The sequence below is a fragment of the Frondihabitans sp. GW821-FHT04F02 genome, assembly GCF_059420045.1.
Genome location: NZ_JBWKSZ010000008.1, coordinates 25,241 through 50,683 on the forward strand (window position 1 = coordinate 25,241; position 25,443 = coordinate 50,683).

Here is a 25,443-nt window from a genome sequence, read left to right on the forward strand (position 1 = left end):
GTCAGACGCCTCTCTTCGCGCTCGGCTCGATGCGGTTGAGCGCGATGTTGACGATCAGGTTGAAGGCGACGACGAGGACGATCGACACGACCAGCACGCCCTGGACCGCGGGGACGTCGCCGTGGAGGGCCGACGAGCTGGCGAACACGCCGTAGCCCGCGAGGCCGAACACGGTCTCCGTGACGACGGCGCCGCCGAGCAGGTTCGGCAGGCTCAGGCCCACGAGGGCCAGCGCCGGACCGCCGCCGTTGCGCAGCACGTGGACGAAGAAGATGCGCCTCGGGCTCAGGCCGTGCACGGTGGCTCCGAGCACGTAGTTCTGGCCGTAGGCCGAGACGAGGCCGGCCCGCAGCTGGCGCGCGACGCCCGCGACCATGTCGAAGCTGAGGGCGATGGCGGGGAGGATCACGTGACTGAACCATGGCCAGAGCCCCTGGCTGAGCGAGATGTACCCGGCCGACGGCAGCACCTTGAGCTGCACCGCGAAGATCGCCACGAGGATGATCCCGACCGTGAACGGCGGCATGACCGACATCAGCGAGGTGAATCCCGTGATGGCGCGGTCGACCCAGGTGGTCTGCAGGATCGCGGCCACGCCGCCGAGAGCGGCGCCGACGACGATGCCGATCACGAGGGCGAGCGCGGCGACCGACAGGCTGATGACGATCCGCTGGCCGATGAGGGTCGAGATCGAGATCCCGTCGATCCAGCTCGATCCGAGCGAGCCGTGGAGGAGCGCGCTGAACCAGGTCCAGTACTGAACCAGGAAGGGCTGGTCGAGCCCGTACTGGTGGTTCAGACGGGCCACGGCATCCGGTGTCGCGGCCTCGCCGAGCTGCACGTACGCGGGGTTGAGCCCCGTCAGCGTCCCGAGCAGGAAGGTGATGAACGTGCCGAAGAGGAACACCGGAACGAATACGGCGAAGGGGCGCAGGATCGCGAGTCCGATCCGCTTCCAGCGGAGCGACCCGGCCGTCCGCGCCTCGGTCGGACGCGCCACGCGGGTGCGTCCGACCTCGATCTCGGTTGCGGTGGCCATGCCGTCAGCGTCCGGTGATGGTGACGCCGGTCCAGGTGATGTACGCCGGTATCCTCGGGAGGTCCGAGACCGCCTTCGTCTTGACGAGGATGTTCGGCAGACTGTCCGTGAAGATCAGCCCGGTCGTGGCGAGACCGGCCGCGGTCGCGGCCTGGATGTTCTTCTCGTAGTCGTCCGAGTCGAGCGGCGTGGCGAGGGCGGTGGCGACGGCCTCGTCGAAGGCGCTGCCGGGCTCGGTGCCGGCGGAGTTGAGCGCGCCTGCTGGTCCGAAGTGGGCCTGCAGGGTCTGGATCGGCGAGTCGCGGCCGGTCGTCCCGTAGGTGGTCAGGGCGAGCTTCTTGGCGAAGAACGAGGCGGCCCAGTTCGTGTCGACCTTGAGGGCGGCCGTGATGCCCACCTTCTTCAGCTGCGCCTGGATGAGCTCGTTCGTCGGGGTGTCGGCCGAGACGACGAACTCGACCTCGAGGCCGTCGGCGTAGCCCGCGTCGGCGAGCAGCTGCCTGGCCTTCGTCGGGTCGTACGCGTAGCGCGCCGCCGACGACGGGTCGTAGGCGATGTACCCCTTCGGGAAGGGCTCCGTGGCAGCCGTCCCGTAGCCGAAGTCGATCTGCTTGACGATCGCCTCGCGGTCGATGGCGTAGTTGAGCGCCTGGAGCACCTCCGGCTTGTCGAACGGGGCGATCGTCGTGTTGACGCTGAGGTTGTTGGCGTTGAAGCCCGGCTGCAGCACCACGTCGAGATCGGCGGCCTTCGCCGCCTTGACCTGGCTCGGCGTCAGGTCGGAGAAGTTGTAGACCCCGCTCTGCAGGCCGGAGACGATGCTGGACGCGTCGGCGCCGAACGACACCGTGACGTTCGCGATATGGATGTTGTCGGCGTCCCAGTAGTCCGGGTTCTTGACGAACGTCGCCTTCGATCCTGCGACGATCGTGACAGGGGTGAACGGCCCCGCCCCGTCGGGCTTCTCGTTGAGCTCGGCCGCCGACCTGCTCGGGTTGGTGATCTGCCCCACCCGCTGGGCGAGCACGAGCGGCAGCTGGAAGTCGGGCTGGCTCAGGTTCAGCCTGACGTCGGTGGCGCTCGGCGTCTCCACCGACTCGATCACCGAGATGCCCTCGCCGACCAGCGACGAGTTCTCCTGCGTCTGGGCACGCTCGATGTACTTCTTCACTGCGGTCGAGTCGAGGGCGGTCCCGTCGGCGAACGTGAGTCCCGGACGCAGGTGGAAGGTGACCTTCGTGCCCGCGTCGTTGTAGGTCCAGCTCTCGGCGAGCCCGGGCGCCGCCTTGCCGTCCTCGTCGGTGTTGGTGAGCGACGCGTAGGCGAGCGCGGTGATGCGGAACGCCGCCCCGCTGCCGTTGACCACCGGGTCCCAGCTCGACGGGGCGTACGACGAGGCCCAGCTGAGCGTGCCGGTCGCCGCTCCGGCGGCAGTCGACGCGCCGGTTCCGGTCGACGTCGTCGAGCAGCCGGCCAGCACCAGGGCGAGTGAGGCGGCTCCCGTCGTCAGCAGGGTCCTGCGGCCGACGACGTGGTCGAGAATCGGTGGTGTCACGGGTGTTCTCCTGGGGGTTCGGTCGTGAAGGAGCGAGAAGCGAGGTGAGGTCGGGAAGCGGCGGGTCAGGCGTCGACGAGAGCTCCGGAGTAGCGGTTCCGGGGCACCGGGATGCCGAGGTTGCCGCGGAGCGTGGTCGACTCGTAGTCGCGGCGGAACACGCCTCGCTCCTGCAGCAGCGGCACCACCTCGGCGACGAAGCGCCGGAACTGCGAGGGGTGGTCGACGTGGAGGTTGTAGCCGTCGGTGCCGCCGCCCTCGAACCACTCGACGAGCAGATCGGCGACGGTCTCGGAGGATCCGACGAACACCCCGGGCCTGGGCGCCGAGACGCGCTCGACGACCTGACGCAGCGTGAGGCCCTCCGAGAGGGCCGTCTCGGTGATTCGGTCCGCCTGCGTCTTGAAGCTGAGCGCGGCGACGGCGCGGACGTCCGGGAACGCCGCGTCGGCGTCGTACTGCGAGAAGTCGTGCCAGCCGAACGGCCGACCCAGTTCTTTCACCGCCCGGTCGAAGTCGTACTCGGTGGCCTGGTACTCGCGCTCGATGCGCCGGGCGTCCGCGTCGGTGTCGCCGAGGTAGACGCTGATGCCGGGCAGGATCTTCACCGAATCGGGGTCGCGGCCCTTCTCGACGGCCCGGCTCCGGATGTCGTCGCGGAAGGCCCTGGCCTGCTCGAGCGAGGAGGCGTGGGTGAAGATGCCCTCGCCGATCGTCGCGCCCAGATCGCGGCCCTGCTCCGAGTCGCCGGCCTGGAAGACGACGGGCTGACCCTGCGGGCTGCGCTCGATGTTCAACGGCCCGACGACGGAGAAGTGCTCGCCGCGGTGGTCGAGCCTGTGCTGCTTCGAGGGGTCGAGGAAGACGCCCGAGGCTCGGTCGCGCGGGAAGGCGTCGTCTTCGTACGAGTCCCAGAGCCCGCGGATCACCTCGACGGACTCCCGCGCCCGCCCGTAGCGCGTGTCGTAGTCGTAGTGCTCGTCGCGACCGTAGTTGCCGGCGGTGCCCGCGTCGCCCGAGGTGACGACGTTCCATCCGGCACGACCTCGGCTGATGAGGTCGAGCGACGCGAAGCGACGGGCGAGGTTGTACGGGTCGTTGTAGGAGGTCGTCGCGGTGCCGACGAGTCCGATGTGCGACGTCGTGACGGCGAGCGCCGAGAGCAGTGTCAGCGGCTCCAGTCGGTTGAGGTAGTGGGGCGGGGAGTCGGGCGTGATGAACTGGCTGTCGACGATGAAGACCAGGTCGAACTTCGCCCGCTCGGCCAGACGCGCGTACTCGATGTACCAGTCGACGTCGACGCTGGAGTCGAGCGGCAGATCGTCGTCGAGCCACGTCTTGGGGTGACCGGGGCCGCCGGCGCCGGTGAGGATGACGCCGAGGTGAAGCTTCGTCGAATCGGTCATCAGATGCTCCTGAGTCCGTGGTCGGGGGTGCGCAGCCGCTCGGCGAACTGCACGATCTGCGCAGCCACCGACCGGTGAGAGAGGTCGTTCAAGACGTCGTGCAGTCCGCCCTCGAGGCCGAACGCGCGCACGTCGGGCAGGGCCCGGTAGACCGCCACAGCCGCATCGATGTCGCTCACGCCGTCGACCTCGCCGTGGAAGGCGAGCACGGGCGCAGGAACTCGCCCGGCCAGCGCCGCATCCACCTCGTCGGCGGCGCCGTGGCTCGCCAGGGCACCCCTCTCGAGGACGCCGTCGGTGCCGAGGCGGCCGCGGTGCACCGGGCATGCGGTCCGCTCCGCGATCTCGGCATCGCCCCCGACGTCGTGCGAGCCCGAGGCGGTCAGCGCTCCGGCGACGACGAGACCGTCCACGACCAGGTCGCCGTCGGCCACGGCACGCCAGGCGGCGGCCACGCCCGAGTCGGAGGCGACGACGATGCGCGGCCCGGCCTCGGTGCGGTCGAGCTCGGCTCCTGCGGCCTCGACGGTCCCGGGCTCGACAGCGCCGAACGCGACCACCCGGTAGCCGTCGGCGGCGAGCCGGTCGGCGAGCCGGCGATAGACCTCGGGGGTCTCGCCGCGGCCGCCGAAGACGACCGCGGTTCCTCGGGCCGCTGCCACTGGCAGGGCTTCGATTCGGGCGGTGGTGGTTGATGTGGGCATGGTCCGATGCTCGTGCGGATCAGCCGAACGAACCAGTTCGTGACGTCGTTCGACAGTGTGTTACGTCGCGAGTCAGGCCTCTTCGGCAGACTCGAAAGGTGAGTTCATCAGCCGAGTCCCCCAAGCCCCGCACCGCCACGACGCAGATCCACGGAGGCGTTCTGCCGCCGGTGGCGCAGAACACCGTCGCGACGCCGATCTACCAGACGGCGGCCTACGAGTTCGACGACCTGGCGAGCGCTCAGGCGATCTTCGCCCTCGAGAAGACGGGCAACCTGTACAGCCGCAACGGCAACCCGACGCAGTCGGTCTTCGAGCGTCGGCTCGCCGCCCTCGAGGGCGGCGTCGCGGCGCTCGGGACCGCGTCCGGGCAGGCGGCGGTCGCCATCACGCTGCTGTCGCTGGTCCGCACCGGGCAGCACGTCGTCGCGCCCGCCCAGCTCTACGGCGGCACGATCGACCTCCTCACCGACGCCTTCGCCGACTTCGGCATCGAGGTCACCCTCGTCGATCAAGACGACCTCGACGCCTGGCGCGCCGCCGTGCGCCCGACGACGCGCGCGTTCTTCGCCGAGGGGATCGGCAACCCGACCGCCACGGTGCTCCCGATGGCCGAGGTGGCGGCGATCGCGCACGAGGCCGGGGTGCCTCTCGTCATCGACTCGACGCTGGCGACCCCGGTGCTGCAGCGGCCGAAGGAGTTCGGGGCGGACTTCGTGGTGCACTCGGCCACGAAGTTCCTGGGCGGTCACGGCTCGTCTCTCGCGGGCGTCATCGTCGACCTCGGCACCTTCGACTTCGGCGCCGAGCCCGAGAAGTGGCCGCAGTTCACCCGGCCGTACAAGCGGGTCGGCGGCGTCGTGCTGTGGGAGCGGTTCGGCCGTGAGGGCAGCGCCTTCCTGGTCTACGCGAAGACGAAGTGGGTGCACGACCTGGGGCCGTCGCTGTCGCCGTTCAACAGCTTCCAGATCTTGCAGGGGGTCGAGACCCTCGAGCTGCGGGTCGCCCGGCAGACGCAGAGCGCGCTGGCGGTCGCGGAGTTCCTGAGCGCGCATCCCGCCGTGTCGAGGGTCAACCACCCGGGCCTCGCCTCGAGCCCATACCACGAGCTCGCCCGGCGGTACCTTCCCGACGGCGCCGGCGCCGTCTTCTCGTTCGACCTCGCTGCGGGCGAGAGCGCGGTCGCCCGGGTGATCGACTCGCTCGAGGTCTTCTCGCTCGTCGCCAACATCGGCGACGTCCGGAGCCTCGTCATCCAGCCGGCGACCACGACGCACAGCCACCTGAAGCCGCAGCAGCTCGAGGAGGCCGGATTCTCGCGGGCCACGATCCGCCTCTCGATCGGCCTCGAGGACGTCCGCGACCTGATCGCCGATCTCGACAGCTCGCTCACCGCCGTCATCCCCGCGGACGCGCTCGCGACGGAGGCGATCTGACCGTGCACTTCGGCTACTGGACACCGGTCTACGGCGGCTTCCTCCGCAACGTCGGCGACGAGGGCATGCCCGCCGCCTGGGACTACATCAAGCGGATCTCTACCCAGGCCGACCGCCTCGGCTTCCACACGACGCTCGTGCCCGAGCTGTACCTCAACGACCGCAAGGGCATCGACGCCCCGTCGCTCGAAGCCTGGTCGCTGTCCACGGCGATCCTAGCCGTCACCGAGCGGCTCCGGGTGATGACCGCCGTGAGGCCCGGTTTCCACTACCCGGGCGTCATCGCGAAGGCGACCGCGACGATCACCGACATCGCCGGGCTCGGCCCGGACGCCGCCTCCCGGTTCGCCCTCAACGTCGTCGCCGCCTGGTGGGCGGAGGAGGCGAAGCAGTACGGCGGGGTCTTCACCACGCATGACCGCCGCTACGACCAGGCGACGGAGTTCGTCGAGATCCTGCGCGGGATGTGGACCGAGGAGCGCTTCACGCGGGCAGGCGACTTCTACAGCGTGGCCGACGCCATCCTGTCGCCCAAGCCCGAGGTGCTCCCCGCGATCTTCGCCGGCGGCGAGAGCGACGCCGGCCGCGAGGCCATCGCCGGGTTCGCCGACTCGTACGTTCTCCACGGCGGCACCGTCGACGAGGTGCGCGCCAAGGTCGCCGACATGAACGAGCGCCGCCTCCGCCTGCACGGCGAGCCGTTCCGCGAGTTCGGCATGGCCGCCTACGTCATCGTCCGCGACACCGAGGCCGAGGCGCAGCTCGAGCTGGAGAGGATCACGACGGTCGACCCCGACTCCCCCGGGTACGCGTCGTTCGAGGAGTTCCGCGCCCACTCGAACCTCGACGTCGAGCTCTCGAAGCGCGAGTACTCCGTCGGCACCCGAGGGCTCCGTCCGAATCTGGTGGGCACGCCCGAGCAGGTCGCCGGGCGCATCCGCGAGTACCAGGACGCCGGGCTCACGCTCCTGCTGATCCAGTCGTCGCCGCTTCACGAGGAGCTCGAGCGGATCGCGCGCGACGTGTTCCCGCTGGTTCCTGCCCTGCAGTTCCGTTAGGCGACGGCGGTCGCAGGAACTCCCAGCCGCGCGGCGATCTTCGACGCCATCAGCCGCACCTCGCCGATCGCCACGGTCTCCCACAGCGCGCCCTTGAGCGAGGCGCCGATGCCGAACAGCCGCCCTGAGGCCAGGCCGTCGGCACCGAGCAGGGCACCGTCGGGGTCGGCGTCGAAGCCGAGGCCCGTGGGGTCGCCGGCCACCAGGCCGCGGTCGAGCAGCCGGTCGACGAGGGGGCTCCAGCCGCGTGATGCGACGGAGGCGGGGCCGGTGCAGTTGACGGCCACGTCGAATCCCGACGTGTTGACATCGGCGGCGATGGTCAGGGTCTGGGCGTCGAGCAGGCCCGACAGCTCGGCCCACACGGCCTGCGCCATGCGGTGGCGGTGGACGTCCCAGCGCCGCGCCCCGTGGGCGAGGAACCGCTCGCGGTCGGCCTGGTCGAGCGCCAGCCACAGCGCCTGGGTCTGCGGGCGCATGCCGTCGACGACGGCCTGCCACGGGGTCCCCTCCGCCTCGGCCCGGTGCAGCCGCGCCGAGAAGGCCGACATCATGCCGCCGAGGGTCGAGAGGCCGTCGCCGAGGCCCGGGCCGGGAGCGGCCGGGACGCTCGGGTGCACCGCCGGGAGGAGCAGGTGCCGGCTCGTCGCGGTCATCCGGATGCCCGGCAGGCGCCGAGCCAGCGAGGTCGCGACGTCGATCATGGTGAGGCCTGTGCCGATCAGCAGCACATGGTCGGAGGCGTCGATGCCGTCGAGCGCCCCGACGGCCCACGGGTCGTCGATCGCACGGGCTGCACCGGTCGGGACGCGCCCGGGCGCGGGATTGCCGAGTGCGAGCACGACGGCGTCCGCGGCGAGCGCCGTGCCGTCGGCGAGCGTCACGACGGGGCCCGTGCCCGAGTCGTCGACGTCGGCGACCTCACCCTGCTCGAAGGCCACGCCCGAGGCCGGGTCGTCGACCAGCGCGCGGAAGGCCGCCTCGACGTAGTCGCCGAAGACCTGCCGGGGGACGAACGCGCCCGGAGTCGCGGACGACCCGTCGACGTCGCGCCATCCGGTCTCGTCGAGGTGGCGGAGGAAGCCGTCGGCGTCGGACGCCGTGAGGCTCATCTTGCCGGCCGGGCTGTTCAGCCGGTGGTGCGCGTCGGCGCGCCCGTAGGCGAGGCCGCGCCCCACGACCTCCTCGCGGCCGACGACCGTGATGCGGGGCGGCTCCACGCCGTCCGCGACGGCCCGCTCGCGCAGGGCGACGGTGGCGAAGACGGCCGAGGCGCCGCCTCCGACGATGATCACGGAGGAGGGCTGGGACGTCATGGGTTCACCGTAGCGACGGCGGCCGCGAGCGGCCCGCACGCGGCTCCGCCTCGGCCTCCGACTCCGACTCCGCGTCCGCCTCGGCCTCCGACTCCGACTCCGCGTCCGCCTCGGCCTCCGACTCCGACTCCGACTCCGCGAGATGGCCCTCGTCGTCGACCGCGCCGCGTCGTGCCGACGGGCACGGCCATCTCGCGAGGGCTACCCGACGGGCACGGCCATCTCGCGGACCGGCAGAGCCCGGCCTCAGCCGACGAAGCCGCGCACCAGGCCGAGCGTCGCGGCCGGCTGCTCCAGGTGCGGCAGGTGCCCCGCGTCTGCGACGACCTCGAACCGGGCGCCGGGGATCGCACTCGCCAGCGCTCGCCCGTAGGCCGGCGTGACGATGCGGTCGGCCTCGCCCCAGAGGACGAGGGTGTCGGCCGCGACGCCGCCGAGCCGCACGAGCAGGGTCGAGTCGCGCATCGCCGGGCCGCCGGAGTACGCCTGCAGCGAGACCATGTTGCCGCGGGTCGCGGCGAGCTGCTCGGGCGTTCGCGTCGCCGGATCGACGTAGCCGCGGTCGGGGTCGGCCCAGGCGAGCTCGGCGAGCCCGCGGGCGTCGAGGCCCGAGACGTCGCGCGCGGGCTCCCCCGCGACGTCGACGCCCACCGAGTCGATCAGCACGAGCCGGCCGACGACCCGCTCGGCCTCGGGCACGGCTCCGTCCTGCACGGCGACCTCGGCCGCGATCCAGCCGCCGATCGACGAGCCGACCACGACGGCGTCGCGCACGCCGCGATCCCGCAGCTCGGCGAGGTAGCGGCCGGCGAGTGCGGCGATCGTGTCGCCCGGGACGCTCGGCGTGCCCTCCCACCCCGGGTGCACCGGCGCGTCGACGGAGAACCCCTCGCCGAGGGAGGCGACGATCGGGGTCATCGTGGCGGGGCCTCCGCCGCCGTGAAGGACGAGGGCGGTGCGGGTGCTGCTCATGGGGTCTCCTGACGCCGGATGCCAATTGTAAACATGTTGATATCAACATCCTGATACGCTGACGTCATGCCTGTCAAGCTCGATCTCCTCGGACTCGCCATCAAGCGCGCCCAGGACCGCGACCACCGCGCCATGGACTCCGCCCTCCGCGCCATCGGTGTCACCCTCGTGCAGTGGGACGCCCTCCGTGCCATCGACGCCGCCCCGGCGGCATCCGCGCACGACCTGGCGGTGACGACGTTCCAGAGCGACCAGGCGTTCGGCACCCTCGGCACCCGGCTCGTCGCGGCGGGCTGGGTCGAGCGCTCCCCCGGCGTCGGGCGTCGCCTCGAGCACCGTCTCACCGACGCCGGCCGCCGCATGCTCGCCGACGGGCGCGCCGTCACCGCCCGCGTCCTGCCCGAGCTGTTCGCGCCCCTCGTCGAGACGGAGCGCGCCGTGCTGCTCGAGCTCCTGGCGAGGCTGACGGGCGGTGCGTCCCGGCCGTGATCCCGGGGGCGCGGCTGCGGCGTGGCAGGCCGGGCGCTCCCGCGCGGCCCGGCGCTCGGCACACACCCCGCTTCGACTGAGGGAAAGTACTTGCCGGATTGGCAAGTCCGTGAGAGGCTCGAGTCGACGAAAGGGGACACCATGACCGACCGAACCGACATCACCCCCGCCGCGGCTCGCCGCCTGCTCAGCCACGCCGACTCGCTGAGCCGGCGCGCGCACGACGCCGTGCGCTGGCCCTACATCGCCTTCCTGCTCGGGCTCGGCTCGACCACGTCGTTCGGCACAGCCGCCATGACCCTCACCGAGGGTCGCGCGTTCGGCCTCGTCTACGTCGGGACGCTCGCCGTGACCTTCGCGCTGCTGCTGTTCTTCCTCGTGACGACGCAGGGCCGCCGCGCCTTCGCGTGGAGCCGGCGCTGGACCGTCTACATGGCGTGCTGGTCGACCGCCTACGCGGGCGCGATCGCCGCCGTCGCCCTCGCGCACGGATCGGTCGCGTGGGCCGGCACGACATCGGGGCTTGTCCTTCTCGTGACGCTCGTGTGCGCCGCCGTCGAGGCCCGGCTATGACCATGACCGAGCATCCCCGCCACCGCCTGGCCGACCCCCTCCTGAATCCCGTGCGCTTCTCGATCGTCGCGGCCCTCGACCGGGCCGAGAAGCTCAGCTTCGGCGAGGTGCGCGACGCCGTCGAGATCACCGACTCCGCACTGAGCAAGCAGGTGTCGCTGCTCGAGGCGGCGGGGTTCCTCGCCGTCGGCAAGGGGTTCGTCGGCAAGACGCCGCGCACGACGCTCTCGCTGACGCGTGCCGGCCGCGCGGCCTGGCGGGGGCACCTCGACGCGCTCCGGGAGATCGCCGGCGAGGGCTGAGCCCGCTCGGCCCCGCCCGAGCGGGGCGCCCCCGCCGCGAGATGGCCGTGCCGGTCGGCGCGCCGGGGCGGCAGCGACGACGCGGGCCACCTCGCGGCGGGCCGCGACCGGCCCGCAGCGGGTGCACCACCGGCACTCCCGCCCTAGACTCTCCGGGCATGAGGACTCTCCGGGCATGAGCGCGAATTCGTCCGGACTCGATCGTCCCGCTCCGAAGACGCCCGCGGGCTGGTACCCCGACGAGGATCCCGGACGGCTCCGCTGGTGGGACGGCGACGCCTGGACCGAGCGGACGCGCACCGGCGACGAGCCGCCAGCACCGACGGGGCCCCTCGCCGTGCGCGGGACGACGGGCGTGGCCGAGCTCGACGGGTGGATCCTGCGCTACCGGCAGAGGCCGGATCGGCCGGCCCTTCAGGAGATCGATCTGCGCGAGGTCGACGGCCTAGTGGTCTCGCGGAACGGCGACGCGTTCGACGTGACCCTGGCCGGAGCGCGCCCGAGGTCACGGCCGAGCTTCTTCTCGGAGACGAGCCTGCGGCGGAGCTCCAAGACCAGCACCGCAGACTGGCAGGTCTTCCTCGACGCCCTGGGATCAGCCATCCGGGCCGCCCGCCATCCCGCGTAGCCCGCCTCAGCGCCTCGCCGAGAAGGCCCGTTACCGAAACGAGACAGTCCTAGCTTGCGATTCGCTGAGCGATGCCTAGTATTGACCCCGGATTGTGAACGTTCACACTCTCGAAACGCCAGAAGACATCGGAGTCCACATCGACGCTCCGAGCCTTTGCACCTCACGATCACCACACGAAAAAGGAACACCATGAAGACAAAGAAGTTCTTCGTCGGCGCAGCAGCCATCGGCCTCGCCTTCAGCCTCGCGGCCTGCTCGGGAGGCCGCGCTGGCGGCTCGAGCGACGACGCCGGCAGCAACAAGGGCGCCCTCGTCGGCGTCGCGATGCCGACCAAGGTGTCGGAGCGCTGGATCAAGGACGGCAACGCCGTCAAGAGCGACCTCGAGAAGAAGGGCTACAAGGTCGACCTCGAGTACGCCGACAACAAGATCCCGACGCAGGCCCAGCAGGTCAGCAACATGATCACCAAGGGCGCGAAGGTCCTCATCGTCGCCTCGATCGACGGCGGGTCGCTCAGCGACCAGCTCGACGCCGCCGCCAAGGCCGGCATCAAGGTCATCTCGTACGACCGCCTCCTCACCGGCTCGAAGAACGTCGACTACTACGTGTCGTTCGACAACTACAAGGTCGGCGTCGACCAGGCCACCAGCCTGCTCACGGGCCTCGGCGTCCTCGACGCCGACGGCAAGAAGACGGGATCGAAGAAGGGCCTCAACATCGAGCTCTTCGCCGGAAGCCCCGACGACAACAACGCCACCTTCTTCTTCAACGGCGCCATGGCGACCCTCAAGCCCTACATCGCCGACGGCACGCTCGTCGTGGGCTCGGGACAGACCGGCTTCACGCAGGCCGCGACGCTGCAGTGGGACCCGGCTACGGCCAAGGCCCGCATGCAGAACCTGATCGCCAAGTCGTACTCGGCCGGCAAGAACGTCGACGGCGTCCTCTCGCCCTACGACGGCATGTCGATCGGCATCATCTCCGCTCTCCAGGGTGCCGGCTACGGCACCTCGTCGAAGCCGCTCCCGACCATCACCGGACAGGACGCCGAAGCGGCGTCGGTCAAGTCGATCATCGCGGGCGAGCAGTACTCCACCATCTACAAGGACACCCGCCAGCTGGCGACCGAGTCCGTCACGATGGCCGACGACCTGCTCAACGGCAAGAAGCCCGAGGTCAACGACACGAAGAGCTACAACAACAAGGTCAAGGTCGTCCCGACCTACCTGTTCCAGCCGACCGTCGTCACCAAGGACAACTACAAGAAGGTCCTGATCGACAGCGGCTACTACACGGCAGCCGACCTCAAGTAGCACCGGCACCATCGCGGCGGCGGCCCCAGCGGGCCGCCGCCCCCTTTTCCCGACCATCCACGGAAGTAAGGACCCACTGTGTCCAACACCATCCTCGAGATGCGTGACATCACCAAGACGTTCCCCGGGGTGAAGGCCCTGCAAGACGTCACGCTGGAAGTCGAGCGCGGGCAGGTCCACGCGATCTGCGGCGAGAACGGCGCCGGCAAGTCGACGCTCATGAAGGTGCTCTCCGGCGTCTACCCCGCGAGCACGTTCGACGGGCAGATCCTTCTCGACGGCCAGCCGGTCGAATTCAAGAACATCAACGACTCCGAGGCGGCCGGCGTCGTGATCATCCACCAGGAGCTGGCGCTCAGCCCGTTCCTGTCGATCGCCGAGAACATCTTCCTGGGCAACGAGCGCTCGAAGCGCGGCTTCATCAACTGGAACGACACCAACCTCGAGGCCGCCAAGCTGCTCGCCCGGGTCGGTCTCCGCGACAACCCGGTCACCAAGATCGTGGACATCGGGGTCGGCAAGCAGCAGCTCGTCGAGATCGCCAAGGCCCTCTCCAAGAAGGTCAAGATCCTGATCCTGGATGAGCCGACCGCGGCTCTGAACGACGACGACTCGGCGCACCTGCTCGACCTCATCAAGAGCCTGCAGAGCCAGGGCATCACGTCGATCATCATCAGCCACAAGCTGAACGAGATCAAGGCGATCGCCGACAAGGTCACGATCATCCGCGACGGCAAGACCATCGAGACGCTCGACATGCACGCCGACGAGGTGTCGGAAGACCGGATCATCAAGGCGATGGTGGGGCGCGACCTCGAGAGCCGCTACCCCGAGCACGAGTCCACGATCGGCGAGGAGCTCCTCCGGATCGAGGACTGGACCGTCCACCACCCCCTCGACGCCTCCCGCGAGATCGTCCACCAGGCCAATCTCAGCGTGAAAGCCGGCGAGATCGTGGGCATCGCCGGGCTCATGGGCGCCGGCCGCACCGAGCTGGCGATGAGCGTCTTCGGTCACAGCTACGGGACGCGCATCTCCGGAACCATCTACAAGCGCGGCGTGCCGATTCAGACCAACACCGTCTCGAACGCGATCAAGAACGGTCTCGCCTACGCGACCGAGGACCGCAAGCGCTACGGCCTCAACCTCATCGACGACATCAAACGCAACGTCTCCGGCGCCGCGCTCGGCAAGCTCGAGCACCTCGGATTCGTCGACGCGTCGAAAGAGACGACCGTCGCCGAGGGCTACCGCAAGAGCATGAACATCAAGGCTCCGAACGTCTCGGTGCTCACGGGAAAGCTCTCCGGCGGCAACCAGCAGAAGGTCGTCCTGTCGAAGTGGATGTACTCCGACCCGGAGGTCCTCATCCTCGACGAGCCGACCCGCGGCATCGACGTCGGTGCGAAGTACGAGATCTACACGATCATCAACGCGCTCGCCGACCAGGGGAAGGGCGTCATCGTCATCTCCTCCGAGCTGCCCGAGCTCCTCGGCATCTGCGACCGCATCTACACGCTCTCGGAAGGGCGCATCACGGCGGACGTCCCCCGTGACCAGGCGACCCCCGAGTACCTGCTCAAATACATGACTCAAGAACGAGAGGCCCCCGTCAATGAGCGCGACATCTGACCTCAAGAACCCCCGCCAGGACCTCGTGCCCGGCAAGCAGCCCGGACCCCTCGGGTCCGCAGCGACCTATCTCGCGGGCCAGCTCCGCCAGATCGGCCTGTTCATAGCCCTCCTGGTGATCGTGATCTTCTTCCAGATCGCGACGAACGGCATCACGCTGCGTCCGATCAACGTGTCGAACCTGGTCATCCAGAACAGCTACATCCTCATCCTGGCCATCGGCATGGTCATGATCATCATCGCCGGCCACATCGACCTGTCGGTCGGATCGGTGGTCGCCTTCATCGGCGCGATGTCCGGTGTGATGATCACGCAGTGGGGCCTCCCCTGGTGGGTGGCGATCATCCTGTGCCTGATCCTGGGTGCTCTGGTCGGAGCCTGGCAGGGCTTCTGGGTGGCCTACTTCGGGATACCGGCGTTCATCGTGACGCTGGCCGGCATGCTGGCATTCCGTGGAGCGGCTCAGATCGCGCTCCAGAACCAGCAGATCTCGCCGTTCCCGTCACAGTTCCGCGCCCTCGGCTCCGGATTCCTGCCGGCGTTCGGCACGTCGGGCTACGAGCCGCTGACCCTGATCATCGGAGCCGTGGCCGCTATCGCCATCGTGCTCAGCGGGTTCCGCGGGCGCGCGGTCCGCCGCAAGTACGAGCTCGAGGACGAGCCCTTCGCGTGGTTCATCGTCAAGATGGCCTTCACCGTGGCGCTCGTCGTCTACGTGGCCTTTCTTCTCGCGAGCTACAGCGGCACGCCCATCGTCCTGGTGGTCCTCGGTGCGCTCGTCGTGATCTACGCGTCCGTCATGCGCAACTCGGTCTTCGGCCGCCACACCTACGCCATCGGCGGCAACCTGCAGGCGGCGTCCCTGTCGGGCGTCAAGACCAAGCGCGTGACCTTCCTGCTGTTCGTCAACATGGGCGTCATCTCGGCTCTGGCCGGCCTGGTCTTCACCGGCCAGCTCAACCTCGCCAGCCCCAGCGCTGGCACCGGGTTCGAGCTCGACGCCATCGCGGCCGTCTTCATCGGTGGCGCCGCCGTCACCGGCGGCATCGGAACCGTCCCCGGGGCGATCGTCGGCGGTCTCATCATCGGCATCCTGAACAACGGAATGTCGATCCTGGGTGTGGGCACGGAGTACCAGTCGCTCATCAAGGGCCTGGTCCTGCTCGCGGCTGTGGCCTTCGACGTCTTCAACAAGCGTCGCGCGGCCAGCTCGATCAAGTAGCTCTCGACACGCAGCGTCGAGCAGACGGCGGGGCCCGCGGGATCATTCCCGCGGGCCTCCGTCGTCAGTACCCGACGGCTCCCCGACTTGGCTCGGCGCCCCAGCGGCTGGCGCGATAATGAGCCACGGCGCCTCCCCCACCCCGCCGCCATCCACCTCATCGAACGGGCACGCCATGGTCACGGGCAGCAGCACCCGAGCAGCGACGATCCTCGATGTCGCGCGACTCGCGGGCGTCTCGTACCAGACCGTCTCGCGGGTCCTGAACGACATGCCCAACGTCGCGGACAAGACGCGGGAGAAGGTCGAGAAGGCCATCGAGGAGCTCCAGTACACCCCCTCGGTCGCCGCCCGGGCCCTCGTGACCCGCCGTTCGCGCACCATCGGCGTCATCAATACCGGGGCGACGGACTTCGGGCCGGCGAGCATCGCCAACGGCTTCAGCGTCGCGGCCGACGCCGCGAACTACGCCGTGACCCTCGCCTCCGTCGCGGACGCCAGCGCCGAGGCCGTCCGGGCCGCCTTCGCCCTCCTGATGCGGCAGAACGTCGAGGCGATCGTGCTGATCGCCGTCCGCACCAGCGCCTACGAGGCCATCGCCGGAGTCGACCTCGCGGTTCCCCTCGTCTCGATCGACCCGGTCGGGCACTCCGGCTTCCACAGCCTCTCCCTCGACCAGTACCACGGTGCTCGACGCGCCGTCGGCCATCTGGTGGCGCTCGGCCATCGCGAGATCCTGCACGTCAGCGGACCGCCGGACTCCCTCGACGCGACCGAACGCGCGCGCGGCTGGCGGGACGAGCTCGCCGCCCACGGCCTCACCGCACGCGACGTGGTCTGCGGAGCCTGGACTCCGCAGAGCGGGTTCGAGGCGGGGAAGATCGTCGTCCCCCTCATCCGCGACGTCACCGCGGTGTTCGTCGCCAACGATCAGATGGCGCTCGGCCTCCTCCACGCGTTCGAGGACGCCGGCATCAGCGTGCCCGAGGACATCTCCCTGGTCGGCTTCGACGACATCCCCGAGGCCGCCCACTACACGCCTCCCCTCACGACGATGCGGCAGGACTTCGACGCGCTCGGGCGTCAGCTGATGGACGACCTCGTCGGGATCCTGGCGGGAGGTCCGGCCTCGGAGCGCGAGCGGACGATCCCGGCGCTCGTGGCCCGCTCGTCGTCGACCGCGCCCCGGACTCATCCGGTCGGGCGCAACGGCTGAGCCCGCCCCGTCGCCGGCCGTGATCGGCACCGGCCGAGACCGCGAGATGGCCGTGCCGGTCGGCGTACGAGGGCGGGGGCGACGACGCGGGCCATCTCGCGACAGGGGGGCAAGCCGCCGGCGCACCCGGCGCCGGGCTCCCGCCTGCCCCGGAGGCCGTCCGGCACGGCGCGCGACGCCGTCGAGCAATAGCCTGGGGGCAGGAGGTCCGCATGGCAGTCGACACGGCGACGACGGCGATCCCGGTCGGCGAGTCGTCGTCGGCGAGGGTGCGCCGCGCGGTGACGCGTCCGCTGCGCCGGGCGGTGCGGTTAGTCGCGACGTCCGACCCCGACCTGTCGAGGCTGCGGCACGCCGGCACGACGATCACCTGCCTCATCGTGGTCGCGATCATCCTGTTCGGGCTCGCGGCGCTGACCGGGCTGTCGGCCGCGGGGGCGATCCCCGGGCTGATCCTGACGATGCTCGCCTGCAACGCAGTGCGCGACACCCGGCCGAAGCCGCGCGCGGTGTCGATCCTGCTGATGATCCCGTCGTCGCTGGTCGCCGTGACCCTGGCGGCGTTCACGCACGACGTCACGCTGGTGGCCGACATCGTGTTCGTCGCCGTGGCCATGGCGGCGGTGTTCGCCCGCGTCATCGGCCAGCGGGGCGTGCCGATCGGCATGGTCGCGTTCATGTCGTACTTCATCGCGATCTTCACGCGCGTGACCCCGGCCGAGATCCCGGTCGTCGCGGTCGCCGTGAGCATCGCCGCCATCGTCGTGATCGCGCTCCGCTGGCTGCTGCGGCCGAAGCACCCGGACCGCGACCTGCGACGGCTGATCCGCGCGCTGGGAGTCCGGGCGGGGCGAGTGCTCGACGTCGTCGACGACGGGGTGCGCGAAGGCGTCATCGACGAGCGCCTGCACCGCACGGCGACGTCGCGCCTGGCGGCCTCGAGCTCGACCGCCGTCGGAGCCGAGCAGGCCCTGGCGAGTGCCGACCACCCGCTCGTCGAGGGGCTCGCGAACGACGAGCTCAGCGTGCGCATCTTCGACTTCCAGCTGACGCTCGAGCGCCTGCACAGCATCGTGCGGCGCGTGCTGCTCGACGGGAGCATGACCGACGAGCAGCGCGAGCAGCTCTCGGGGCGGCTCCGCGAGCTGCGCCGGGCGGTCCACGCGCCCGTGGAGCTCAGCCGCGAGAGCGCGCCGCCGCATCCCGCTGAAGCCGCGGCCGACGCCGACGCGGCTGTCGCGCTCGACACGACGGCGACGCCGATCGTCAGCGGTCACGGCGCGCACGTGTCGCCCGGCGGGGTCTCCGACAGCGACGACCGGCTCGAGGCCCTCGCGCGCGTCGTGCGCTTCGGCTTCACGTCGTGGCAGGGCATCGTCGCGCGCGGCGGCGACGCCGCGCCGAGCCACGCCGACCCGGCCGACGTCGATCCCCCCGGCGATCTTCCGCCCGGGCCCGACGACGCGGCGGTTCCGGCTGGGCCGCCCACAGGACGCTCCGCGCTCCCCCAGCTGGCGCGGACCGCCGTGCAGGTGGGCTTGGCGGCGGCACTGTCGATCGCGGCGGGCACGGCGCTCTCGTCGACGCGCTGGTTCTGGGCCGTCATCGCGGCGTTCGTCGTCTACGTCGGCACCTCGACGCGCGGCGAGATCCTCACGAAGGGCTGGCAGCGCGTGGTGGGCACGCTCGGCGGCGTGGTCCTCGGCGTCCTGATCGCCGGGCTTGTCGGCGGCAACCTCGTCGTCTCCCTGATCCTGATCCTGCTGTCGCTGTTCCTCGGCTTCTACTTCATGCAGGTGTCGTCGGCGTGGATGATCTTCGGCATCACGACGATGCTCGCGCTCCTGTACGGGCTGCTCGGCGAGTTCAGCGTCGACCTCCTGCTGGTCCGCCTCGAAGAGACGGCGGCCGGGGCCGCGATCGGCATCCTGGTCTCGTACGTGGTGTTCCCCAACAGCACTCGCGACGCCATGCGGTCGGCGACGCGGGTGTTCCTCGGCGAGCTGGCTGCGACGCTCCGGACCGCCGAGCAGCGGCTCGCGATCCCCACTCCCCGTGCGGGGGCCGCAGCCGCCGCACCCGACGACGCCCGCGCCCTCCGCGACGCCTACGTGGCGCTGACGACGACGAGCAAGCCGATCACGCAGGGCTGGGCCGGCGTCTCGAACCGGTCGGGGTCGCGGCGGACGCTCGTGATCCTCGGCGCCTGCGAGTACCACGGCCGCGCCCTCATGAGACGCGCCGACGGAGCCCTCGGCGCCGCCGACACCGCGGGGCTCCGCGAAGCGCTCCACCGGGCCATGCGGGCGGTGCAGGCTGACATCGACACCTTCCGCGGTGCCCTCGACGGAGGGATCGCCGACATCGTGTTCCACCCGGCCGGCGACGTGATCGACCAGCTCGAGAACCACCCCGACCTCACCGGGTCGCGCCGCCACCGCTCGCTCATCGGCATCGCGCGCCACCTCCACGCGATCGACCAGTCGCTGTGCGGGCGCGGGGCCGAGCTGGGGGCGGCGCAGGAGCCGCTCGCCGCCGACGTTCGCCCGACCCGCTGATTCGGCAGGATCCCGCCCGAACTGCGGCGGGGCCGAGCCGGCGGAGCCGAGCCGGCGGAGCCGAGCCGGCGGGGCCGAGCCGATCCGGCGGGGCCGAGCCGAGCCGGCGGGGCCGAGCCGAGCCCGAATCGCCGCACCCGCGACGGCTCAGCGCCAGGCCCAGACGCGCGACGGGGTGCCCCGCGCCGGCACCGTCTCGTCGGTCTGGACCACGCCGCTCGCCGGCGCGAGCAGCTGCCGCCGCAGGCTGGCCGTGTGCGGGGCCGAGCCGGTGAGCGCCGCCGAGAGGTCGCTGGCCCCGGCGAGCGTGAAGGTGTTGCCGGTCAGCGCCCGCGTCACGCCGTGATCGTGCCAGAGCCGGGCGGCCATCCACTCGCGCGCGAAGTCGATGATCGCCTCGTGGTCGAACGGCAGGTTGAGGTTCCGGACACTCGCGAGCTTCCAGTCGGCGGGCGACGCCAGGGCCGGCCCGGGTGCGACGACCGCCAGGTAGGCGACGCTCACCGAGTGCTCGCGCGACTCCCGGCCGGGCTCGTCGAACGTGTGGAGCTGCGCGAGCGTGCGCACGGCGTCGGCGGCGATCCCCGCTTTGACCTCCAGTGCTCGGTGGGCCGCCTCGCGCAGGCGCTCGCCCTCGCCGAGCAGGACGCCCGGCAGCGCGAGCTGGCCCTTCGCGGGGTCCCCCGCGCGCACGGCCGTGCCGAAGTGGAGCCCCGTCGCCGCGTCGAAGAACGCCGGCACCACGTCGACCGCGATCAGCGGCTGTCGCGGCCGGCCGCCGGGGCCGGGCGCACCGACCCCGGCCCCTCCTGCGGCTGCACCCATCGTCATGCCCCGGCGCGGGCCGCCCGAGCCGTGCGCTCGGCGGCCAGCGTGGCCCGGACGTCGGCGAACGACTGGAGCGTCGTGAACGCCCCGTCGATCCACACCGTCTGCAGCAGGCTGTCGGCCTCCTGCTCCGGCGTCGCCTGGTCGGTCTGGACGATCTCGCCGCTCGCGTCGCGGTGGAGGGCGATGCGGCCCTTGGCGCTCTTCTTGCCGCCGCCGGTCTTCGGGTCCTTCTGGATGTCGACCGGCTCTCCGTCGACGAGCGCCCAGGTGGCCTTGACGGCCGAGCCGAGGTTGTCGCGGGTGAGGTACTGGTAGGTGAACGACCCGACGCCGAGCACGATGTTGTCGCTCGAGTAGCCCTTCGCCGCAAGGCGCTCGAAGATGCGGGTCGCGCGGTCGATCGTGATGCTGTCGCCGTAGATGACTCCGACGTGGCTGTCGAGGACCTTGAAGCCGGCCTCGTTGACGGTGTGGCCGAACTCCTCGTCGAGCAGCTCGACGACGCCCTTCTCCTCCGGGCTGCGGTCGCGGTCGCCCGCGGCCGCGAGCTCGTCGCCGAAGAGGCTGCCGGTGACGATGTCGACGGGGTCGCCCGAGTCGGGGCGGATGACGAGCTTGCCGTCGCGTCCCAGGATCCGTGCTCTGAGCGCCGGCTCGGTCAGCACGTCGGTGAGCACCTTGAACAGGTCGTAGCCGTCGCTGACCGCCGACACGATGCCGGTCGGGAACTCGTCCAGGATCGCGTTGAACGTCTCGAGCTCGCCCTGCTCGCCGCGGATGCACATGACCGAGTGCTCCGTCGCCGGGACCGACGCCCCGAGCAGTCCGTTCTCGCCGGGGTAGTAGCGGCGGATCCAGTCGAACGTCGGCATCGAGTCGGTGCCGAGGAACGACAGCAGGTGCCCGGCGCCCGACGCGGTGGCCGATCCGAGCGACGACTGACCGCGCATCGAGAAGTCGTGCGCCTGGAAGTCGATTCCGGCCAGGGCGCCCCCGGTGGCCGCGGCCCACTTCTCGATGAGGTCGCGGTACTCGAGGGCGATGGTCGCGACTGTGCCGGGGTGCCAGATGCTGGCCGACAGGGCGGTCTCGATGTAGTTCGGCAGCCAGTAGAACTCGTCGACGGTGTTCTCGATCGTGAGGGTCGCGACGCCGATGGGGGCGAGGGTGCCCTCGGGCAGGGCCTTGATGTCGAGCGGCAGGTAGCCGAGGCGGTGGAGCGCGCGGACGTGCTCGCTGCCGATCGCGTTCGGCCCGAAGTAGTCGCGCAGTTCCTGCTCGAACAGCTCTGCGACCTCGTCTTCGGAAGCGGCGAAGAAGGGAGCCCACGCCTCGGTGAGGTACTCCTGCGCGAATGCCTGGAGGCCGAACACGACGGCGTGGCTCGAGCCCGGCAGGAGGCGGTTGCTGCGGTTGGTCCAGTTGATCAGGATCCGCGTGGTGCCGGCGGGGTAGAGCTGGCGGTGCGACTGCTTGTAGCCGTCGGTCGTGAGGAGCGCCTGGATCGGGCTGGCCGAGGTGAAGCGCGGGGCGATGGTGGTCACGGGGTGTGCGGCGGTCGCTGTGTGCGCAGAGGTCGCTGGATGTGCGGAAGTCACTGGATTGCTCCTGTCAGGGCGGGGTGGAGGTCGATGACGCGCAGGCCGGGGATCTCGGTCTGGGCGGGGTAGCTGTCGGTGGTGACGATCTCGCCGAAGTGGTCGGCGAGGGCGGGCGCACGCCCCGAGAAGACGCCGTGGCTGACGAAGAGGCCGAGGCGCTCCCTGGGGAGGCCGGTCGACTCGGCGAGGCCCATGAAGGTGCCGCCGCCGTCGCAGATGTCGTCGACCACGAGGAACCTCCCGGTCTCGGGGAGCTCTTCGCAGGTGAAGCCGTCGAGCTTGCCGGTGTCGGGGTTGCGGTGCTTCTCGGCCCGGAAGACGGGGAGGTGGCAGATCGTCGCGACCTCGGTGGCCCGGGCGATCGCGCCCTTGTCGGGGGCGATGATGCCGGCGTAGCGCTGCGGGGCCGTGTCACGGTCGGCTCGGCCGACCACGTGCTGGCGGACGAGGTGCGCCGGGTCGACGATGGTGAGCCGCTCGATCAGCGACGGCATGACCGGCGAGTGCGGGTCGAGGCACACGATCTGGTCGATGCCGAAGCCGTTGATGATCGTCGCGTAGACGTTGGCCCCGAACGGGAGTCCGCGGTCTTGGCGGGCACCGGGCAGGTACGGGATGAGGGCGACGGTGCGGGCGGCGCGCTGCTTGGCGGCGTCGGCCCACATGCCCAGGAGCACGAGGTCGTTGGCGTCGGCGCCGGTGAGGGTCGCGACCTCGGTGAGGTCGCCCTTGCCGGTGTTGTCGTGCGCGACCTTGACGTGGCCTTCGCCGGCCGGGAAGCGCATGCTCTCGAATGTCGGCGTGGTGACGAAGCCCGGTCCGATCCGGGTAGCGAATGTGATTGCCATACCCCGACCATACAACTAACTGTGCACATTGCACAATAATCATTTCGAGAGCACGTGCTGGACGCCGCGATTCGACTGAGCACACTCCGCCGGCGCCCGCTACCCCCTGGCACTCAGCCGCGCCACCCGCCAGGATTGATGCATGTATCTGGTCGAAGTGCAGGCCCGGCTGGCCAACGGCGCGATCGTCCCGGTGTCGGCGACGAGCCACGACCGGTCGATCGCCATCCGTCGCGCGCTCGACTCGATGCCGCTGAGCAGCGTCGCGGTCCGGACCGTCGTGACCGCCTCGGCACCCGCGCCGGCTTCGGCCTCGCAGAGCGTCTCGGCGTGAGGGCCGAGAACGTCCAGCGCCACTTCGACGAAGCGCACGCCCGTGACGACGACCCGTGGGGCGTCGCGACGCGCTGGTACGAGGTGCGCAAGCGCGCCATCCTGTTCGCCGCGCTCCCCCGCGAGCGGTTCGGCAGCGCACTCGAGGTGGGCTGCTCCAACGGCGTCCTGACAGCCGAGCTCGCCGAGCGCTGCGATCGGGTCACCGCCGTCGACTTCTCCGCCGAGGCGGTGCGCCTCGCACGCCGCCGCACGGCCGGCCACGGCAACGTCGCCGTGCTCGAGGGCGACGCCGTCGACGGCTTCCCGACAGGCCATCACGACCTGGTCGTCGTGTCGGAGGTCGGCTACTACCTCGAACCGGACCGCCTGGGCCGCCTGCTCGACCTGATCGCCGGATCGCTCACGCCGCAGGGCACCGTCGTCGCCTGCCACTGGCGACACCCCGAGGGCGACTTCGCGCAGCCCGGCGACACCGTGAACGCGGTGTTCCGACGGCGGCCCGGCTGGTACCTGCTGGCGCACCACGCCGAAGACGACTTCGTGCTCGACGTGCTCTCGCCCGACGGCCGGTCGATCGCGGCCCGGACGGGGCTCCGGTGACCGCGGACCCGACGGCGAACGGGATCCAGGTCGAAGGCACAGGCTATATCGGACGGGTGCTCGTCGTGATCCCCGCCCGCGACGAGGAGGCGCTGATCGGCCGGGCGCTCGAGGCCGTCGGCCGCGCCCGCGCGGCTCTCCGGGGCGCCTGCCCCGACGTCGCGGTCGACGTGGTCGTCGTGGCGGATGCCTCGACGGACGCGACCGCGGCGACGGCGGCGGGATTCGAGGGGGTCCGCGTGCTCGAGTCGACGGCCGGGCGCGTGGGAGCGGCGCGCGCGCACGGAATCCGGGTGCTGCTGGGCGGCGTGGGGCCCGTTCCTGCGCCCGAGTCGATCTGGATCGCCAACACCGACGCCGACTCGGTGGTCCCCGAGCGATGGCTCGCCGACCAGGTGTCGATGGCGGATCGCGGCGTCGACGTGATGGTCGGCACCGTCCGGCCCGACCCCGACGACCTGACCGACGAGCAGAACGCCGCGTGGCTCGAGACCCACGTGCTGGGGCGGCCCAACGGACACGTGCACGGTGCGAACCTCGGGCTGCGCGCCTCCGCCTACCTCGCGGCCGGCGGCTTCGACCCGGTCGACGAGCACGAGGACAACCGGCTCGTCGACCGGCTGCGGCGCGGCCCGTGGGTCATCGCGGCCTCCGACGTCTGCCAGGTCGTGACCTCGGGTCGCCGAGTCGGCCGCACGCCGGGCGGGTACGCCGGCTACCTGGCGGAGACCCTGTGAGGCGCGTGGCCCTCGGGGACGTCGTCGGCCCCGTCACCGCACGGGTTCTGGACGACTCCCCCGCGACGGTCGACGAGGCCCTCCGAACCGCTGTCGCCCTCGGCGAACTCGCACCCTACGTCGGCGAGGGCACGACCCCCGACGTCTCCCCGACGGCCGCCGGCAGCACGACCCTCGACGTGTGGGAGGCGCTCGCCACCCTGGGAGCCGCCGACGTCGCCCTCGCGCGTGCCGTCGAGCCCCATCTCGACGCGGTCACGATCCTGCACCAGGCCGAGCGGGCCGTGCGCGACGGCTCGACCTGGGGCGTGTTCGCCGCCGAGGGTCCGGGCGTGAGGCTGGAAGCCGAATCGACCCCGACCGGATGGACGCTCACGGGCACCAAGCCCTGGTGCTCTCTCGCCGGGACCGTCTCGCACGCCCTCGTCACCGCCTGGGTCGACGACGCCCGCCGCGGGCTCTTCGCAGTCGAGCTGGCCGACCCGCGCACGACCGTCGAGCCCGCGTGGGCGGCGCGCGGCCTCCAGGAGATCCCGAGCGGCCCGGTCTCGTTCGCCGCCTCGCCCGCTCTGCCCATCGGCGACCCCGGCTGGTACCTGCACCGCCCCGGATTCGCGTGGGGCGGCATCAGCGTCGCCGCCTGCTGGCTCGGCGGGGCCACCGGCGTCGCGCGGACCCTGCTCGCCGCCGCCCGCGAACCCGCCCGGGCCGACGACGCCATCCTGCTGATGCACCTCGGCCAGGTCGACGCCCGCCTCGCCGAAGGCCGTGCCGCCCTCGTCACCGCCGCAGTGCAGATCGACACGGGTGGGCCCGGCTCGACCGGAACCGCGGCATCCCTGCTGGCCAAGCGCGTGCGCACCACGATCGCCGACGCCGCCGAAGCCGTGCTGCGATCGGTCGGCCACGCGCTCGGACCCGCACCCCTGGTCAACGATCCGGCCCACGCCAAGCGGGTCGCCGACCTCGAGCTCTACCTGCGCCAGCACCACGGCGAGCGCGACGCCGTCTCGGAGGGTCGGGCCGTCCGCGACTCCGAGGCGCGATGGTGAAGACGGCGCAATGGT

Annotated in this window: 24 protein-coding genes; 15 read left to right on the plus strand and 9 right to left on the minus strand. The window is 71.1% G+C overall.

The features are described from left to right. Position 1: 1 nt before the first annotated feature. From AC07TY_RS17415 to AC07TY_RS17430, 4 genes are all read right to left on the minus strand, one after another. Complete coding sequence (locus AC07TY_RS17415) at positions 2-1,039, minus strand: ABC transporter permease (protein WP_123507153.1); 1,038 nt, start codon at positions 1,037-1,039, stop codon at positions 2-4. Positions 1,040-1,043: 4 nt separating this feature from the next. Continuing rightward, complete coding sequence (locus tag AC07TY_RS17420; protein WP_494786139.1) at positions 1,044-2,594, minus strand: ABC transporter substrate-binding protein; 1,551 nt, start codon at positions 2,592-2,594, stop codon at positions 1,044-1,046. 65 nt (positions 2,595-2,659) lie between these two features. Continuing rightward, positions 2,660-4,000 carry an LLM class flavin-dependent oxidoreductase gene (locus tag AC07TY_RS17425; protein WP_494786140.1) on the minus strand — a complete coding sequence of 447 codons (1,341 nt, stop codon included), beginning with the start codon at positions 3,998-4,000 and terminating at the stop codon, positions 2,660-2,662. Next, positions 4,000-4,704, minus strand: a complete 705-nt coding sequence (locus tag AC07TY_RS17430) for an alpha/beta hydrolase (protein WP_488624251.1) — start codon at positions 4,702-4,704, stop codon at positions 4,000-4,002. The genes AC07TY_RS17425 and AC07TY_RS17430 overlap by 1 nt, the downstream gene beginning before the upstream one ends. A 98-nt stretch (positions 4,705-4,802) precedes the next feature. Here AC07TY_RS17430 and AC07TY_RS17435 point away from each other — a divergent pair, with 98 nt between their 5' ends. Together AC07TY_RS17435 and AC07TY_RS17440 are read left to right on the plus strand one after the other, a co-directional pair. Continuing rightward, positions 4,803-6,140 carry an O-acetylhomoserine aminocarboxypropyltransferase/cysteine synthase family protein gene (locus AC07TY_RS17435; protein ID WP_494786141.1) on the plus strand — a complete coding sequence of 446 codons (1,338 nt, stop codon included), beginning with the start codon at positions 4,803-4,805 and terminating at the stop codon, positions 6,138-6,140. A gap of 2 nt (positions 6,141-6,142) precedes the next feature. Next, positions 6,143-7,198, plus strand: coding sequence for an LLM class flavin-dependent oxidoreductase (locus tag AC07TY_RS17440; RefSeq protein ID WP_494786142.1), 1,056 nt, complete (start codon positions 6,143-6,145; stop codon positions 7,196-7,198). Here AC07TY_RS17440 and AC07TY_RS17445 read toward each other — a convergent pair. Beyond that, on the minus strand, positions 7,195-8,514 hold the full coding sequence (locus tag AC07TY_RS17445; RefSeq protein WP_494786143.1) for an FAD/NAD(P)-binding protein: 1,320 nt from the start codon (positions 8,512-8,514) through the stop codon (positions 7,195-7,197). The genes AC07TY_RS17440 and AC07TY_RS17445 overlap by 4 nt on opposite strands. 246 nt (positions 8,515-8,760) lie before the next feature. Beyond that, the gene (locus AC07TY_RS17450; protein ID WP_494786144.1) at positions 8,761-9,486 is read right to left on the minus strand and encodes an alpha/beta fold hydrolase; all 726 of its coding nucleotides are present in this window, start codon (positions 9,484-9,486) and stop codon (positions 8,761-8,763) included. Between the two features lie 66 nt (positions 9,487-9,552). Between AC07TY_RS17450 and AC07TY_RS17455 the strand changes: the two genes are divergently transcribed. The 9 genes from AC07TY_RS17455 to AC07TY_RS17495 all read left to right on the plus strand — a co-directional run bounded on the left by AC07TY_RS17455 (position 9,553) and on the right by AC07TY_RS17495 (position 19,423). Next, entirely contained in the window at positions 9,553-9,975 is a 423-nt protein-coding gene (locus AC07TY_RS17455; protein WP_494786145.1) for a MarR family winged helix-turn-helix transcriptional regulator, read from the plus strand. Between the two features lie 141 nt (positions 9,976-10,116). Beyond that, positions 10,117-10,548, plus strand: a complete 432-nt coding sequence (locus AC07TY_RS17460) for a chemotaxis protein CheY (RefSeq protein WP_494786146.1) — start codon at positions 10,117-10,119, stop codon at positions 10,546-10,548. Further along, positions 10,545-10,850, plus strand: coding sequence for a winged helix-turn-helix domain-containing protein (locus tag AC07TY_RS17465; protein ID WP_488624257.1), 306 nt, complete (start codon positions 10,545-10,547; stop codon positions 10,848-10,850). The genes AC07TY_RS17460 and AC07TY_RS17465 overlap by 4 nt, the downstream gene beginning before the upstream one ends. Before the next feature lie 175 nt (positions 10,851-11,025). Next, positions 11,026-11,478, plus strand: coding sequence for a DUF2510 domain-containing protein (locus AC07TY_RS17470; RefSeq protein ID WP_494786147.1), 453 nt, complete (start codon positions 11,026-11,028; stop codon positions 11,476-11,478). A gap of 192 nt (positions 11,479-11,670) precedes the next feature. Then, the gene (gene chvE / locus AC07TY_RS17475; RefSeq protein ID WP_123507164.1) at positions 11,671-12,795 is read left to right on the plus strand and encodes a multiple monosaccharide ABC transporter substrate-binding protein; all 1,125 of its coding nucleotides are present in this window, start codon (positions 11,671-11,673) and stop codon (positions 12,793-12,795) included. 78 nt (positions 12,796-12,873) lie between these two features. Then, positions 12,874-14,427 carry a multiple monosaccharide ABC transporter ATP-binding protein gene (gene mmsA / locus AC07TY_RS17480; RefSeq protein WP_494786148.1) on the plus strand — a complete coding sequence of 518 codons (1,554 nt, stop codon included), beginning with the start codon at positions 12,874-12,876 and terminating at the stop codon, positions 14,425-14,427. Next, a complete protein-coding gene (gene mmsB, locus AC07TY_RS17485; protein ID WP_123507166.1) occupies positions 14,411-15,649 on the plus strand; it encodes a multiple monosaccharide ABC transporter permease in 1,239 nt (412 codons plus the stop codon). Before mmsA ends, mmsB begins: the two co-directional genes overlap by 17 nt. A gap of 175 nt (positions 15,650-15,824) precedes the next feature. Continuing rightward, the gene (locus AC07TY_RS17490; protein WP_494786149.1) at positions 15,825-16,865 is read left to right on the plus strand and encodes a LacI family DNA-binding transcriptional regulator; all 1,041 of its coding nucleotides are present in this window, start codon (positions 15,825-15,827) and stop codon (positions 16,863-16,865) included. Between the two features lie 212 nt (positions 16,866-17,077). After that, complete coding sequence (locus tag AC07TY_RS17495; RefSeq protein WP_494786150.1) at positions 17,078-19,423, plus strand: FUSC family protein; 2,346 nt, start codon at positions 17,078-17,080, stop codon at positions 19,421-19,423. A 147-nt stretch (positions 19,424-19,570) separates the two neighbouring features. Here AC07TY_RS17495 and AC07TY_RS17500 read toward each other — a convergent pair whose 3' ends face one another. From AC07TY_RS17500 to AC07TY_RS17510, 3 genes are read right to left on the minus strand one after another with little or no spacing between them, the layout of a single operon-like run. Beyond that, positions 19,571-20,254: an NUDIX domain-containing protein gene (locus tag AC07TY_RS17500; RefSeq protein WP_494786151.1), complete on the minus strand. Its 684-nt coding sequence runs from the start codon at positions 20,252-20,254 to the stop codon at positions 19,571-19,573. After that, on the minus strand, positions 20,251-21,852 hold the full coding sequence (locus AC07TY_RS17505) for a nicotinate phosphoribosyltransferase (RefSeq protein WP_494786152.1): 1,602 nt from the start codon (positions 21,850-21,852) through the stop codon (positions 20,251-20,253). The genes AC07TY_RS17500 and AC07TY_RS17505 overlap by 4 nt, the downstream gene beginning before the upstream one ends. Then, positions 21,849-22,703 (minus strand): ribose-phosphate pyrophosphokinase, encoded by an 855-nt coding sequence (locus AC07TY_RS17510; RefSeq protein ID WP_488624263.1) that lies wholly within the window; start codon positions 22,701-22,703, stop codon positions 21,849-21,851. Before AC07TY_RS17510 ends, AC07TY_RS17505 begins: the two co-directional genes overlap by 4 nt. 142 nt (positions 22,704-22,845) lie before the next feature. Between AC07TY_RS17510 and AC07TY_RS17515 the strand changes: the two genes are divergently transcribed. From AC07TY_RS17515 to AC07TY_RS17530, 4 genes are read left to right on the plus strand one after another with little or no spacing between them, the layout of a single operon-like run. Then, positions 22,846-23,037: a hypothetical protein gene (locus AC07TY_RS17515; RefSeq protein WP_158614270.1), complete on the plus strand. Its 192-nt coding sequence runs from the start codon at positions 22,846-22,848 to the stop codon at positions 23,035-23,037. Further along, positions 23,034-23,639, plus strand: coding sequence for a class I SAM-dependent DNA methyltransferase (locus AC07TY_RS17520; protein WP_494786153.1), 606 nt, complete (start codon positions 23,034-23,036; stop codon positions 23,637-23,639). The genes AC07TY_RS17515 and AC07TY_RS17520 overlap by 4 nt, the downstream gene beginning before the upstream one ends. Further along, the gene (locus AC07TY_RS17525; protein WP_494786154.1) at positions 23,636-24,376 is read left to right on the plus strand and encodes a glycosyltransferase family 2 protein; all 741 of its coding nucleotides are present in this window, start codon (positions 23,636-23,638) and stop codon (positions 24,374-24,376) included. The genes AC07TY_RS17520 and AC07TY_RS17525 overlap by 4 nt, the downstream gene beginning before the upstream one ends. Beyond that, positions 24,373-25,428, plus strand: a complete 1,056-nt coding sequence (locus tag AC07TY_RS17530; RefSeq protein WP_494786155.1) for an acyl-CoA dehydrogenase family protein — start codon at positions 24,373-24,375, stop codon at positions 25,426-25,428. The genes AC07TY_RS17525 and AC07TY_RS17530 overlap by 4 nt, the downstream gene beginning before the upstream one ends. Positions 25,429-25,443: the final 15 nt, after the last annotated feature.

Bases quoted from the DNA above. Each gene is read 5' to 3' on its own strand.
- AC07TY_RS17465 (WP_488624257.1), top strand. From the start codon at position 10,545: ATGACCATGACCGAGCATCCCCGCCACCGCCTGGCCGACCCCCTCCTG.
- AC07TY_RS17455 (WP_494786145.1), top strand. From the start codon at position 9,553: ATGCCTGTCAAGCTCGATCTCCTCGGACTCGCCATCAAGCGCGCCCAG.
- chvE (WP_123507164.1), top strand. From the start codon at position 11,671: ATGAAGACAAAGAAGTTCTTCGTCGGCGCAGCAGCCATCGGCCTCGCC.
- AC07TY_RS17415 (WP_123507153.1), bottom strand. From the start codon at position 1,039: ATGGCCACCGCAACCGAGATCGAGGTCGGACGCACCCGCGTGGCGCGT.
- AC07TY_RS17460 (WP_494786146.1), top strand. From the start codon at position 10,117: ATGACCGACCGAACCGACATCACCCCCGCCGCGGCTCGCCGCCTGCTC.
- AC07TY_RS17495 (WP_494786150.1), top strand. From the start codon at position 17,078: ATGGCAGTCGACACGGCGACGACGGCGATCCCGGTCGGCGAGTCGTCG.
- AC07TY_RS17510 (WP_488624263.1), bottom strand. From the start codon at position 22,703: ATGGCAATCACATTCGCTACCCGGATCGGACCGGGCTTCGTCACCACG.
- AC07TY_RS17515 (WP_158614270.1), top strand. From the start codon at position 22,846: ATGTATCTGGTCGAAGTGCAGGCCCGGCTGGCCAACGGCGCGATCGTC.
- AC07TY_RS17430 (WP_488624251.1), bottom strand. From the start codon at position 4,704: ATGCCCACATCAACCACCACCGCCCGAATCGAAGCCCTGCCAGTGGCA.
- AC07TY_RS17450 (WP_494786144.1), bottom strand. From the start codon at position 9,486: ATGAGCAGCACCCGCACCGCCCTCGTCCTTCACGGCGGCGGAGGCCCC.
- AC07TY_RS17425 (WP_494786140.1), bottom strand. From the start codon at position 4,000: ATGACCGATTCGACGAAGCTTCACCTCGGCGTCATCCTCACCGGCGCC.
- AC07TY_RS17500 (WP_494786151.1), bottom strand. From the start codon at position 20,254: ATGACGATGGGTGCAGCCGCAGGAGGGGCCGGGGTCGGTGCGCCCGGC.
- AC07TY_RS17490 (WP_494786149.1), top strand. From the start codon at position 15,825: ATGGTCACGGGCAGCAGCACCCGAGCAGCGACGATCCTCGATGTCGCG.
- AC07TY_RS17445 (WP_494786143.1), bottom strand. From the start codon at position 8,514: ATGACGTCCCAGCCCTCCTCCGTGATCATCGTCGGAGGCGGCGCCTCG.
- mmsB (WP_123507166.1), top strand. From the start codon at position 14,411: ATGAGCGCGACATCTGACCTCAAGAACCCCCGCCAGGACCTCGTGCCC.
- AC07TY_RS17470 (WP_494786147.1), top strand. From the start codon at position 11,026: ATGAGCGCGAATTCGTCCGGACTCGATCGTCCCGCTCCGAAGACGCCC.